Origin of the sequence: Pseudomonas sp. Irchel s3a18, assembly GCF_900187535.1 — a bacterium.
GTDB lineage: Bacteria > Pseudomonadota > Gammaproteobacteria > Pseudomonadales > Pseudomonadaceae > Aquipseudomonas.
This window is the reverse complement of sequence record NZ_FYDV01000028.1, coordinates 32,105-45,416: the sequence shown is the minus strand read 5'-3', so window position 1 is coordinate 45,416 and position 13,312 is coordinate 32,105. Positions and strand designations below refer to the sequence as shown.

Sequence of the window (13,312 nt, the reverse complement as noted above, 5' to 3'; positions counted from 1 at the left end):
AAAAAGGAAGGAAAGTATTAATATCGCGCATAAGAACGCCGGTTTGTTAGATGTGTTTGCTCGCACGAACATCATCAATCAAATCGGCGTTCTTGTTTCTGTGTTTCCCGGGATTCCGTGAAGAACCTTTTTTATGCCTGCGCTTTTGTCGTGATCAGCACGCGGGCTATGCCTGGGCGCTGATCACCCGGTTGCGTCCGGCGCGCTTGGCCTGGTACAGCGCCTTGTCGGCCGTGTACAGCAGGTTTTCCAGGCTTTGCGCCGGATGTCCGGTGGAGGTGCTGAGGCCGATGCTGACGGTCATCAGCGATTCGTCGTTTTCAAATGGTGGCAGGCGTTCAACCGCTGCCCGGATGTTCTCGGCAATGCGCAGTGCACCGGTGGTGTCGGTTTCGGGCAGCACCGCCGAAAACTCTTCGCCGCCGTAGCGTGCGGCGAGGTCACCCGGTCGGCGGATGTTCTCATTGATGACCCTGGCGAGCACCCGTAACGCATCATCACCGCCCTGATGGCCATGTCGATCGTTGAAGGCCTTGAAGTGGTCGGCATCGATCATCAGCACCGACATCGGCTTGCCCGAGCGCTGTGCGCGGGCCCACTCGCGTTGCAGCACCTGGTCAAGGGTGCGGCGGTTGGCGACGCCGGTGAGCGAGTCCGTGGCCGCCTGCTGTGCCAGCTCGCTTTCGGCGTGCTGGCGCAGTCTCAGCTCGCGACACAGCAGCAACGTCAGCCACATCAAGCCGATACAGAGCACGCCGGTGGCCCCGCTGATCACGTAGGCGGTGCGTTTCCAGGACGCGAAGATCTCATCCATGGACAAGGCCACACTGACCGTCAACGGCAGGTTGCCCACCCGGGAGAAGGTGTACAGGCGCTCGCGCTGATCCATGCTCGAGACGCTGCTGAAGCTGCCACTGCCCTCACGCATGATGCGTATGACGTTCGGCCGGCTGCCGTAGTTCTTGCCGATGTTGTCATCCTCCAGCATCGGTTTTTGCGCCAGCATTATGCCGTCCTTGTCGAGCACATTAAGCGTGCTGTCAGTCCCGATGTTCAGGCTGTTGAACAGTTCGTCAAAGTAGGCAAGGCGCATGGAGGCGACCGCCACGCCCTGAAAATCCCCAGAGGGCGAAGAGATGCGGCGGCTGAAGCTGATGCGCCACTGATTGGCGTCGGCGCAGTCGCAGCGGGTTTTGAACGGGCGGCTGATAAACATCCCGGTGTCACTGTTGAAGGCGTGGGCGAGGAAGTAGTCGCGGTCGGCAAAATTGCCCGGCTTGGGCTCAACCAGTGAGGAGTCGGCGATGACATTGCCATACCTGTCGAGCAGCAGGAGATCGCCCTTGAAGCGCGCGGTGCTGGAGCGGTCGAACAGCACCAGGTGGCGAATTTGCGGCGATACCTGCTTTAGATCGTCACGCTGGGCGGCGGCGATCAACCCTTGCAGTGACAGGTCATAGAGCTCGACGTTACGCAGCACATCGGCATCGATCAACTGGACGATATTGGTCGCACTGCGGGTGGCCGACTGCATGGCATTGGCGTGTTCGCGAATCAGCAGGAAGGTGACGATGGCGAGGATGGCGATCACTGTCAGCGAGCTGCCAAGAATCAGCATGAGCTCTGGCCGACGTGTAGTACCTGTCATATGAAAGTCGGTGCGGCTTGGGGTCATGGTTCTGATTTCTGCAGAGAGACGTCATCAGCGTAGTTCCCGAACGAGTCAGGAGGCGGTGCAGATATCAGTTTGTTGATGGTTTTTGCCTGGCCGCCTGTATAAATCCCGGGCATGAAAAAGGCCAGCGCAAAGGCTGGCCATTTTAGCGGTTTTGCTAGAAAACGTTCAGTGGGTAATCGACGATCACCCGGTACTCATCGGTGTCGGTGTCCAGCGCGCCATAGCCGTTGCCGCCTCGGTTGGTCGCCCATTGCAAGCGGACGGCCAGGTCCTTGGCCTTGCCGCCTTGGACCACGTACCGCAGGTCGAGGTCGCGCTCCCAGTGTTTGGCGTTTTTACCCTCTGCATTGTAGTAGCTGGCATAGCCCCGGCTGGCCGGGTCGACCTTGGTCAGGTCCAGGGTGCCACGGGAATACGACATCGCCGAGGTCAGGCCCGGAACACCCAGCCCCGCGAAATCATAGGCGTACTTGAGTTTCCACGAGCGTTCGTTCGGGCCGTTGAAGTCGGAGTACTGCTGCGAGTTGTCGAGGTAGACGCTGTCGCCTTGGGCAATGTAGTCGAAGGGCGTGTTGCCGTTCACTCGCTGATAAGCAGCGGTAACGCTGTGGTGACCTGCCTCGACGGTGAAGTGCAGGCTGTAGGTGTTGTTGTCGATCGTACCCAGCAGCGCATCTCCGGTGTCCTGGGTGTGGTAGTAGTGCAGGCCCGGGTTGAGGCTGACCGGTTCATTGAGCGCGTAGCGGTAGTCCAGGTCGTAGTAGTACTGGTTCCACACGTCCTTGAGCTCGGAGGCGTAGAGGCTGCTGGTCAGATCCGGCACGCTGCTCCAGGCCACACCGGCCCAGTTCAGGTGCTGGCTTTCGTCGCCCTCGGCCAGCTTGCCGTAGGAGGTGCCGATACGTTGGTGCCCGCTCTGGTTGTAAGGCTTGGTGAAGCTGGCCTGGCCACCTTCTATCAGCCAGCCGTCGAAGCTGTGGTTGCTCAGGCTGACGCCACGGAAGGTCTGCGGCAGCATGCGACTCATGCCACCGGCAATCACTGGGTTGTTGAGGAACAGGTCACCGGCTTTGAATTCGGTCTCCAGGGCACGCATTTTCAGGGTGGCGCCGCCAGTCGAGAATGAGCCGGGGGCTTTGCCGTTTCCATCACTGACCGGCAGGATGCTGGAGCTGTCGGTGCCGCCACCGCCGTCGAGCTTGAGCCCGAGCATGGCATGGGTGTCGACGCCAACACCGACGGTGCCCTGAGTGTATCCCGACTCGAAAATGCCGAGGAACCCCTGGCCCCACTCGATGTTGTCGTCGGTCTGCTGCGGGCGGTTGCGGTTCATGTAGTAGTTGCGGGCGCTGAGGTTCAGGCTTGAACCCGCAACGAAGCCTTGGCGATCGGGATCTTCCGAGGCCTGGGCATTGGCGGTCATCGTTGCGGCAATTGCAATGAACAGTGGACTGAGTTTTGCGGTGATGCTCACGTGGGGTACAGCTCCTTGGGTCAATAACCTGTGGAGTTATTGTTTGAAATCCGGTGTTTCTTATTCAGTAGCGACGAAGCACGGAACGGTGAAAACACAACAAAAAAAGCCGCTGATAGCAGCGGCTTTTAAGACAACTTCACGCGGGAAAGAGCCGGGTAGAGTGTCGAGGGAAACGTCGAAGTGCTGTCGCTCAGCTCTCTTTTTCAACCTGTGGTTGAGCCTGGAGAGCCGATGTTTTACGGGCTTGCTCAGGGTTTTGTGCCTTGGCGGTCAGCTCGGCCCGGGCCTTGTCGAAGGCGTCGGCGCGCGCGGCGTTGTGCGCGACAAAGGCCTGTGACTCTTCAGCCATGGCGAACGGTGACAGGAACAGGGAAGACAAAACGAACGCGCTGGCAATACCCATACTGTTGGACATCTGGAAAACCTTCTTGCTTGGCAAGTGCTGTTTGGTGCGGGCAACGATAAGGGCCAGGGGCGTGGGGAAACAGAGCGGATTGCAGAAAGGACTGTTGCACTAAAGGCAATAGTGCACAGTGAGTTGCGTGGGAACGATCAACAAGCAAGCTCGCTCGCCACGGGTAATCGGGGGAGGTCACACCGGCAAATAGATCCCGAAGGTATTGACCCCGTCATCACTGCGCACAAACACATCACCACCGTGCATCAGCGCAATCGCCTTGACGATGGCCAGCCCCAGGCCGTGGTTGGCGCCGCTGTTGCTGCGTGAGGCATCGACCCGATAGAAACGCTCGAACAGGCGCGTCAGGTGTTCGCTGGCAATCGGCTCGCCGGGGTTGGCCACCCCCAGGCTGACCTGATGTCCACGGGTCTGGATCTGCACCTGAATGACCTGGCCGGGGGCGGTGTGTTGCACAGCGTTGTTGAGCAGGTTGATCAGCGCCCGGCGCAGGTGCGCGATTTCGATCTGTACCTGGGCATCGCCGCTGACCTGCACCTGAACCTGGGCGTCCTCGAGGATGAAGTCCAGGTAATCCAGGGTGGTTGCGACTTCGCTCGCCAGCGAAGTGGTGGTCAGTTTGGTGGCCTTGCTGCCTTGGTCGGCGCTGGCCAGAAACAGCATGTCGTTGACGATCGAGCGTAGCCGCTCCAGTTCTTCGAGGTTCGATTGCAGCACTTCGAAGTAGTGCTCCGCCGAACGTCCGCGCGTCAGAGCCACCTGGGTCTGACCGATCAGGTTAGTCAGGGGGGAGCGCAGTTCGTGGGCCACATCGGCGTTGAATGACTCCAGGCGTGTGTAGGCCTGCTCCACTCGTTCCAGCGTCGAATTGAAGGCGCTGACGAACTGATCGAGCTCCGGCGGCAACGGCGACAGTTGCAACCGCGCCGACAGCAATGGCGGCGCGAGGCGTTGCGCTTCCTGAGACAACTTGATCAGCGGCTTGAGGCCGATCCGTGCCACCCAGTAACCCAGTGTCGAGGCCAGCAGCACGCCGATGATCGCCAGACTGATCAGGGCGATGAGCAAGTGATGCTGGGTCTGGTAAAACGTTTGAGTGTCGATGCCGATCATGAACCGCAGCGGTGGGCGTTGGTCCTTGGCCGGGAACTGGCTGACCAGCACCTTCAGCGGGTAGGGCTGGTCCGTTAGTTTCAGGTCGCGCTTGCCCGTCGGGCCGGCAGCGAAGGCGCGGATCTGCGGGGTGATATCGCCGTATTCGTAATGGCTGTCGCCACTGATGATCCAGAAGTCGATGCGCTTGTCTTCTTCGGCCAACAACTTGAGCTTGTTGTTGATCTTGACCCAATGTTCCGGTGTGCCGTAACGGCCCATCGTGGACTCCAGCACGCTGTAGCGCGCATCCAGTTCGGCTTCCGGCAACAGGCCCAGGCCCTTGTCGACCTGTTGGTACAGCGCCCAGCCGATCAACAGGAACACCAGCGCCGCCACCAGGGTGAACATTGCGCTCAAGCGCAAGGCAATCGAATTACGAGGCACGACGGCTCTCCAGCACATAGCCCATGCCGCGAATGGTGTGCAGCAGCTTCTCTTCGAACGGCCCGTCGATTTTCGCCCGCAGGCGTTTGATCGCCACTTCGACCACATTGGAATCACTGTCGAAATTGATGTCCCAGACCATCTCGGTAATCGAAGTTTTCGAAAGGATTTCACCCTGGCGCCGGGCCAGTACGCTGAGCAACGAAAACTCCTTGGCGGTCAGGTCCAGGCGCGTGCCGCCACGGGTGGCCTTGCGGCTGATCAAATCGATCCACAGGTCGGCAATGGTCACTTGTACCGGCTCGTGGCCGCCGCTGCGCCGGGTCAGGGCTTGCAGGCGGGCGACCAGTTCGAGAAAGGAGAAGGGCTTGCCCAGGTAGTCGTCGGCGCCTTCGCGCAGGCCGCGGATCCGGTCTTCCACGCGCTCACGGGCGGTGAGCATGATCACCGGGGTCTGTTTGCGCGCGCGCAGGGCACGCAGCACCCCATACCCGTCGAGGCCCGGCAGCATGACGTCGAGGATGATCACCGCGTAATCGCTTTCCAGCGCCAGGTGCAGGCCTTCGACGCCATCGGGGGCGAGGTCGACGGTGTAGCCCTGTTCGGTCAGGCCGCGGTACAGGTAGTCCGCGGTTTTTTTTTCGTCTTCGATAATCAGAACGCGCATGGCCCGCCTCAGTGTGTGGTCGCCAGCGCGGGCGCTGGTGTAGGCCGATGAAACAGCCGCTCAAGCCACAAGTATATGACCGGCGTGGTAAACAGCGTCAGCGCCTGGCTGACCAGCAGCCCGCCGACCACGGCAATCCCCAACGGCTGGCGCAATTCGGCGCCGGTTCCGTGGCCGAGCATCAGCGGCAGGGCGCCTAGCAGGGCGGCGAGGGTGGTCATGATGATCGGCCGGAACCGTGTCAGGCAGGCCTTGTAGATCGCCTCCTCGGGACCGAGCCCGCCGTTGCGCTGGGCGTCGAGGGCAAAGTCGATCATCAGGATGCCATTCTTCTTGACGATGCCGATCAGCAGTACCAGGCCGATCAGGGCCATGATCGAGAAGTCCTGGCCGAGGATCCATAGCATGATCAGCGCCCCGAGGCCGGCGGACGGCAGGGTCGAGATGATCGTCAGCGGGTGCACGAAACTCTCGTAGAGCACCCCCAGAATGATGTACACCGCCACCAGCGCCGCCAGGATCAACCAGGGCTGGCTGGCCAGCGAACTCTGGAACGCCTGGGCCGCGCCCTGGAAGTTGCCGTTGACCGAAGTCGGCATGCCGATCTCGTTTTTCGCCTGATTGAGCAGCATCACCGCATCGCCCAGGGCTACGCCGGGGGCCAGGTTGAATGACAGGTTGGCCGCCGGGAACATGCCGTCGTGGGCAATCGACAGCGGGCCGCTGCCGGGGGCGTCGAAACGGGCCAGCGCCGACAGCGGCACCATCTCGCCGCTCAGGGGCGAGCGCAGGTAGAAGTACGCCAGGCTTTCGGCCTTGCCCCGTTGCCGGGTGTCGAGTTCGAGAATCACGTTGTACTGGTTGATCTGGGTCTGGAACTCGTTGACCTGGCGTTGACCGAAGGCGTCGTAGAGCGCTTCGTCGACGTCGCTGGCGGTCAGCCCAAAGCGTGCGGCCGCCGTCCGGTCGATGGTGATGTGGGTGATGCTGCCGCCCAGTTGCAGGTCGTTGGACAGGTCGCGGAATGCCGGGATGCCCCGCAGTTTTTCCGTCAGGCGCTGGGTCCACAGATTCAGCGTCGGGCCGTCGTTGCTCTTGAGCACGTATTGGTACTGGGCCCGGCTGGGACCGGAGCTCAAGTTGATGTCTTGCCCGGCGCGCAGGTACAGCACGATACCCGGGACGGTCATCAGTTGTGGCCGAATCCGGTCGATGAACTGGCTGGCCGACACGTCACGGTCAGCGCGTTTTTTCAGGGCGATCCAGAATCGGCCGTTGGCGATGGTCTGGTTGCTGCCGGAGACACCCACCGAGTGGGAAAACGTCTGGACCGCAGGGTCGGCGGCGACAATTTTGGCCATCGCCAAATGTTTTTTCACCATGTCGTTGTAGGAAATATCAGCGGCGGCTTCGGTGGTGCCGAGGACGAATCCGGTGTCCTGCACAGGGAAGAACCCCTTGGGGATAAAGACATAACCGGCGACGGCCATGCTCAGGGTCAGGCCGAAGACACCCAGCATGACCTTCTGGTGAGCCAGGGCGTGGCGCAGCCCCCGCTCGTACAGACTTAGCAGGTGCTCACCAACGCCGGGTCTGGCGTGGGCGTCATGTGTCGGCGCGCGCATGAACAGGGCGGCCAGTGTCGGTGCCAGGGTCAGGGACACCACCACCGATATCATGATGGTGGACGTGGCGGTCAGCGCGAACTCCTTGAACAGGCGCCCGACCACCCCCCCCATGAACAGCAGCGGAATGAAAGCGGCCACCAATGAGACGCTGATCGAGATCACGGTAAAGCCGATCTCGCCGGCCCCCTTGATCGCGGCCTCGCGCATACTGTCGCCGGCTTCCAGGTGCCGGTGAATGTTCTCCACCACCACAATCGCATCGTCGACCACAAAGCCCACCGAAATCACGATTGCCACCAGCGTCAGGTTGTTGAGGCTGAAGCCCATCACGTACATCAAGGCGAAGCTGGCGATCAGCGAGACCGCGAGCACCGCGCAGACAATCAGCGTCGCCGACAGCTGGCGCAGGAACAGCGCCATCACCGCGACCACCAGCAAAATGGCGATCAGCAGGGTGAGTTCCACTTCGTGCAGCGAGGCGCGGATGGTCTGGGTCCGGTCGATCAGTACCTTGACCTGCACCGACGCCGGGAGCATGCCCTCAAGGTCTGGCAACGCGGCCTGGATCCGGTCCACGGTGTCGACGATGTTGGCCCCCGGTTGCCGGAAAATCACCAGGTTGACCCCCGGTTGCTCGCCGGACCAGGCCTGCACGTAGGCATCCTCCGAACCGTTGACCACCTTGGCCACGTCACGCAGGTGGACCGGCGCACCGTCTTTGTAGGAAACGATCAGTTGGGCGTACTCATCCGGCTGGAACAGTTGATCGTTGGTCGACAGCGTGGAAATGCTCGACTCGCCGTACAGTGCGCCCTTGGCCAGGTTGAGGCTGGTTTGCTGAAGGGCCAGGCGAATGTCGGCCAGGGTCAGGCCGATGGCGGCGAGCTTGTCGGCGGAGGCCTGTACCCGAATCGCCGGGCGCTGCTGGCCGGTGATGTTGACCTGGCCGACGCCGTCGACCTGGCTCAGTTGGCGTGCCAGCAGGGTCTCGGCGTAGTCGCTCAGCTCAGTGCCGGGCATTTGCGTCGAGCTGACGCTGAGAATCAGCACCGGGCTGTCGGCCGGATTGACCTTGCGCCAGGTCGGCAGCGTCGGCATGTCCTTGGGTAACTTGCCGGCGGCGGTGTTGATCGCCGCCTGGACTTCCTGTGCCGCGGTATCGATGCTCTTCTCCAGGGTGAACTGCAGGGTCAGGTTGGTCGAGCCCAGGGCGCTGCTGGAGGTCATCTGGGTCATGCCGGGGATGGCGCTGAATTGCACCTCCAGCGGCGTCGCTACGGACGAGGCCATGGTGTCCGGGCTGGCACCGGGTAACTGGGCGTTGACCTGAATGGTCGGGAACTCGGCCTCTGGCAGCGGGGCGATCGGCAGGCGCGGGAAGGCGATCAGGCCCAGCAGCACCAGGGCGAAGGTCAATAGCACGGTGGCCACCGGGTGATCGATGCACCAAGCGCTGATCCCACCACGGACCTTCATGGCTGTTGCTCCGTGCCGGTGGTCCCGGTCAGTTCGGGCGGGTCGCGGAGAATCTGCACGCTGGCCCCCGGCTTGAGTCGCGACTGGCCGTCGCTGACCAGCACGTCACCGGCCTGCACGCCCTTGATAATGTTCAGGGCGCTGTCCTGATACACCATCTGCACGGACACCGATTCGACCTTGTCCCCCTTGATCCGGTACACGAAATGCTGCTCCAGGCCCCGCTGGACCACCGTCGGCGGTACTACCAGGGCATTCTTGTCCAAAGCGGTCTGGATCTTGATGGTCACCAGCTGCCCGGGCCAGAGTTTTTGCCCGGGGTTGCTGAACACGGCCTTGGCGCGGAGGGTGCCGGTGTTGGCATTGATCTGGTTGTCGATCAGGCTCAGGTGTCCTGTACCGAGCAAATCGCCGGTCTGGCCATCGGTGTCGGCGCCCAGATAGGCATGGACGTCGGCCGCCGGCGTGGCCCCGAGCAGCCCCTGCAGGGTGGGCAGCATGTGTTGGGGCAGGGAAAACTCGACGGCAATCGGATCGATCTGGGTCACCGAGAACAGGCCCTGGGTATCGCTCATGCGCAGGAAATTGCCTTCGTCCACGGTGCGAATCCCGACCCGACCCGTTACGGGCGAGCGAATCTGCGTGTAGGAAAGCTGCACTTGTGCGGCATCAATGGCCGCCTGATTGCCCTGCAAGGTGGCTTTCAACTGATTGACCAAGGCCAGTTGCTGATCGTATGTCTGTTTGGAAACCCCATCATCGACGCTCAGCAGCTTGTAGCGCTGGAGGTTGACCACCGCCACTTGCAGCTGGGCCTGACTTTCCCCCAATTGCGCGCGGGCTTGATCGAGGCTGGCGCGGATCCCGCGATCATCAATGGTGGCCAGCAGGTCGCCGGCCTTGACCCATTGACCTTCCTTGACCAGCAGCCTGGTCAGGATGCCGTCGATCTGTGGGCGAATCACCACGCTGTGCAACGACAGCACCGAGCCGATCCCGCTGACATAGCGCGGCACATCCCGCTCGACGACGCTGGCCACCCGCACCGGGATCGCCGTCGGGGCGGCGAGTCGGGTGCTGGCTGGTCGGGTCAGGGCCCAGGCACCGAGGGCGACCAGAACGACGAGGGTGCCGAGGAGCAGGAGCGGTTTTTTTTTGATGGGCATCACATCGAACGCCAAAGCAGATGAGTCGGAAGAGGGGTCAGTATGCTCCCGTTATAGCCCTTCGATCCGGTCAGCACCGTGACTGCAAACTGACAGGGAGGACAGATTCAAGCCGTAAACGACACGTCAGAGCAGATGCGCTTGAAACTTGAAGCTTAAAGCTTGCAGCTGCTCTTCCCGCTATACTGCCGGCTTTCGCGGCCGGTCATCTGGACCCGCCTCAATGCAACACCCGGAGCCTTCATGAATTCCCCGACACAAACGCCTGCGGCTGACGACCAGGCTGACCTGCCAGACAGCGTCGACTCCAGCGCCGACAGCGAAAGCAACGCCGCGATCCCGGCCTTCAAGTTCCCGTTCAACCCGGGTGAGCTGGCCGCTGCCAAGCAAGGCAATCAGCCGTGGTACAAGAACGGCGCCAAGAACGGGCACACCAAGGTTCCGGGCGCAGCGCCTCCAGGCACCCGTCGCTCGATGGGTAAGCGCTGAGTCGCAACCCCGGCTGATCGGGTGGCCAGCGCCGATGGTAGATGGCCAGGGTGATCCTCGAAGGCCAGGCACTGGCCGGCAATGAGCCGGCAAGGTCGCGGCATCAACAGGCAATGCCCCCTGCTCAAGGCTCAGTGACCTTGCTGTGCCACCGCTTTGGCGGCGTCGATCAGGCACTTGGTCAGCTCTGGCGAGGAGAACTTGGTCAGCACGGCGTTGGCGCCGGACAGGCAGGCCTTTTCACTGTTCATCGCGCTGTCCAGGGAGGTGTGCAGCAGGACGTACAGGTGGGAAAAATCCGGGGTTTCGCGCAGGGTTCGCGTGAAGGCATAGCCGTCCATCTCCGACATTTCGATGTCCGAGACAATCAGGTTGATCTGTTGCGCGGTGCCTTGCAGGTCCAGCAGGCAGTCGATGGCTTCCTTGGCACTGCGCGCGGTGTGGCATTGCAGGCCGAGGTTGCGCAGCGTGTGCACGGACTGTTGCAGCGCCACCTGGCTGTCATCGACCACCAGGATACGCGCGTTGCCCAGCACTTCGGCGTCTTCCATGCTCAGCTCGGTGGGCGCCATCTCGATCTGTGCCGGGGCGATGCCGTGGATGACTTTCTCGATGTCGAGCACCTGCACCAGCGTGCCGTCGACCGAGGTCACCCCGGTGATGTACGAGCGCACGCCGCCGGAACCGTAGGGTGGCGGGCGGATGTCGGTGGTCAGGCAATGGACGATTTTGCTCACTGCCTGAACGTGCAGGCCCTGTTTGGAGCGGCTGACGTCGGTGACGATCAGGCAGCCACCGTCCGGGTCCGCCAGTGGCCGCTCACCGATGGCCCGGCTCAGGTCAATGACCGACAACGAGGTGCCGCGCAAGGTGGCGATGCCTTTGACGTGAGGATGGGACTCCGGCAGCTTGGTCAGCGGCGGGCAGGGGATGATTTCACTGACTTTCAGCAGGTTGATCGCCATCAGCTTGCCGCTGCGCAAGGTAAAGAGCAGAAGCGAGAGTGAGTCTGCGCGGGCTTTGGTGGAGGACATAAAAACCTTCTGTGGAAAAAGGTGGTGGGCGATCACAGGAGCGCCAGCCACTATCGATACCGGGTTATCGACGTATCAGGGGCAGGCTTTAGCCTTGGCAGCCACAACAGGTCAATCGATGAGCTCCCTCGCCACAGGAGGTTGTCCAGTTGTTGTTACTTCATCCCCAGCCGCTTGGCCATCCGCCCCAGGTTCGCCCGGTCCAGGCCAAGCTCACGGGCAGCACTGGCCCAATTGTTCTGGTGGCGTTCAAGGCTGGCGCCGATCAGTTGGCGTTGATAGTGCTCGGTGGCCTGGCGCAGGTCGCCGACGTCTTGCGTCAGGGGCTGTGGCGCGTGGGCCGCAGGTTCAACGGGCGCGTTGGGTGTGTCGTGGGGCAAATCCAGGTCCGCCGCGCTGAGGCTCAGAATCTTCGGTCGTTCCCGGGTGCTGCCCAAGGCCTTCAACGCACTGCGGCCGATCAGGTGTTCAAGCTCGCGGACGTTGCCCGGCCAACTGTAGGCCAGCAATGAGGCCTGGGCGTCGCTGTTCAGGCGCAAGCTGTTGAGGCCCATGCGCGAGCGGTTCTGCTCAAGGAAGTAGCCGCTGAGCAACAGCACGTCCCGACCCCGGTCACGCAGCGCCGGGACCTGCAACGGATAAACGCTCAGGCGATGGTAGAAGTCGGCGCGGTAGCGGCCGTCGCGCACTTCGGCCGCCAGGTCACGGTTGGTCGCGGCGATCAGGCGCACGTCGACCTGGTGCTCCTTGTCCGACCCCAGGCGCTGCAACTGGCCGCTTTGCAGCACGCGCAGCAGCTTGGCCTGAACGGTCAGTGACAGTTCGCCCACCTCGTCGAGAAACAGTGTGCCGCCGTTGGCCAGTTCGAACTTGCCGCGCCGGTCGCTGGTGGCCCCGGTGAAGGCCCCGCGCACATGACCGAACAACTCGCTTTCCACCAGCGTGTCGGGCAGGGCGGCGCAGTTGAGGCTGATGATCGGTTTGTCGGCGCGAGGTGATGCGGCATGGATGGCCTGGGCCACCAGTTCCTTGCCGACCCCGGTTTCCCCGGTGATCAGCACCGTCAGGTCGCTGCCTGCGACCAGAGTGATTTCTTCGACCAAGCGCTTGTGGGCCTTGCTCTGGCCGATCATTTCCCGATTCTGCTGCCCGCTGGCCTGGCGATAGACCTCGGCCCGCTGGTGTTCGTCTTCAACCCGATTGGCCAGCCGTTCGATGCGTTCGGCCGCATTGACGGTCGCCGCGGCGAGGCTGGCGAAAGCTTGCAGGGCATCCAGTTCGATGGGTTCGAAACGTTCCGGGTCCAGGGCGTCCAGCGTCAACAAGCCCCATGGGCGTTCATCGATAAACAGTGGGCAGCCCATGCAGTCGTGGACTTCCAGGTGCTCATGGAGACCATCGACCAGCCCGTCGTACGGGTCCGGCAGGTGGCTGTCCGCGTCGAAGCGCGTCGGGCCGGGGCTGCTGAGCAGCGCGGCAAAGCGCGGGTGTTCGCTGACCTTGAAGCGTCGCCCCAGGGTATCGGTGCTCAGGCCATCCACCGCCAACGGCACCAGCCATTCGCCGTCCAGGCGCAACAAGGCAGCAGCATCGCAGGGGAGCAGGGCGCGCATGGCTTCGAGCAGGCGTCGGTAGCGCTCGCCTTCGGGCAATTCACGAGAAAGGTCAGAGACCAGCGGCAGCAGCGTGGTGAGCAAGGATTTTGCAGTCATATTGACTCCATGTAGTCGGGATGACTAT

Annotated in this window: 10 protein-coding genes; 1 reads left to right on the top strand and 9 read right to left on the bottom strand. The window is 62.2% G+C overall.

Translation table 11 applies throughout. The annotated features are described in order from the left end of the window. Positions 1-166: 166 nt before the first annotated feature. The 7 genes from CKW29_RS24845 to CKW29_RS24815 all read right to left on the bottom strand — a co-directional run bounded on the left by CKW29_RS24845 (position 167) and on the right by CKW29_RS24815 (position 10,049). Entirely contained in the window at positions 167-1,675 is a 1,509-nt protein-coding gene (locus CKW29_RS24845) for a sensor domain-containing diguanylate cyclase (protein WP_095149291.1), read from the bottom strand. A 157-nt stretch (positions 1,676-1,832) separates the two neighbouring features. Beyond that, positions 1,833-3,101, bottom strand: coding sequence for an OprD family porin (locus tag CKW29_RS24840; protein ID WP_095149295.1), 1,269 nt, complete (start codon positions 3,099-3,101; stop codon positions 1,833-1,835). Between the two features lie 244 nt (positions 3,102-3,345). Continuing rightward, positions 3,346-3,570, bottom strand: a complete 225-nt coding sequence (locus CKW29_RS24835) for a hypothetical protein (RefSeq protein WP_095147151.1) — start codon at positions 3,568-3,570, stop codon at positions 3,346-3,348. A gap of 177 nt (positions 3,571-3,747) precedes the next feature. After that, positions 3,748-5,112, bottom strand: coding sequence for a heavy metal sensor histidine kinase (locus CKW29_RS24830; protein WP_095147150.1), 1,365 nt, complete (start codon positions 5,110-5,112; stop codon positions 3,748-3,750). Then, a complete protein-coding gene (locus tag CKW29_RS24825; RefSeq protein WP_095147149.1) occupies positions 5,102-5,779 on the bottom strand; it encodes a heavy metal response regulator transcription factor in 678 nt (225 codons plus the stop codon). Before CKW29_RS24825 ends, CKW29_RS24830 begins: the two co-directional genes overlap by 11 nt. Before the next feature lie 8 nt (positions 5,780-5,787). Further along, on the bottom strand, positions 5,788-8,883 hold the full coding sequence (locus CKW29_RS24820) for a multidrug efflux RND transporter permease subunit (protein ID WP_095149290.1): 3,096 nt from the start codon (positions 8,881-8,883) through the stop codon (positions 5,788-5,790). Further along, complete coding sequence (locus CKW29_RS24815; RefSeq protein ID WP_095149294.1) at positions 8,880-10,049, bottom strand: efflux RND transporter periplasmic adaptor subunit; 1,170 nt, start codon at positions 10,047-10,049, stop codon at positions 8,880-8,882. The genes CKW29_RS24820 and CKW29_RS24815 overlap by 4 nt, the downstream gene beginning before the upstream one ends. A 243-nt stretch (positions 10,050-10,292) precedes the next feature. Here CKW29_RS24815 and CKW29_RS24810 point away from each other — a divergent pair, with 243 nt between their 5' ends. After that, on the top strand, positions 10,293-10,538 hold the full coding sequence (locus CKW29_RS24810; protein ID WP_095147147.1) for a hypothetical protein: 246 nt from the start codon (positions 10,293-10,295) through the stop codon (positions 10,536-10,538). Between the two features lie 131 nt (positions 10,539-10,669). Here CKW29_RS24810 and CKW29_RS24805 read toward each other — a convergent pair whose 3' ends face one another. Both CKW29_RS24805 and norR read right to left on the bottom strand, forming a co-directional pair. Next, positions 10,670-11,572 carry a chemotaxis protein CheV gene (locus CKW29_RS24805; protein WP_095147146.1) on the bottom strand — a complete coding sequence of 301 codons (903 nt, stop codon included), beginning with the start codon at positions 11,570-11,572 and terminating at the stop codon, positions 10,670-10,672. A 155-nt stretch (positions 11,573-11,727) separates the two neighbouring features. Further along, positions 11,728-13,284: a nitric oxide reductase transcriptional regulator NorR gene (norR, locus tag CKW29_RS24800; RefSeq protein WP_095149289.1), complete on the bottom strand. Its 1,557-nt coding sequence runs from the start codon at positions 13,282-13,284 to the stop codon at positions 11,728-11,730. Positions 13,285-13,312: the final 28 nt, after the last annotated feature.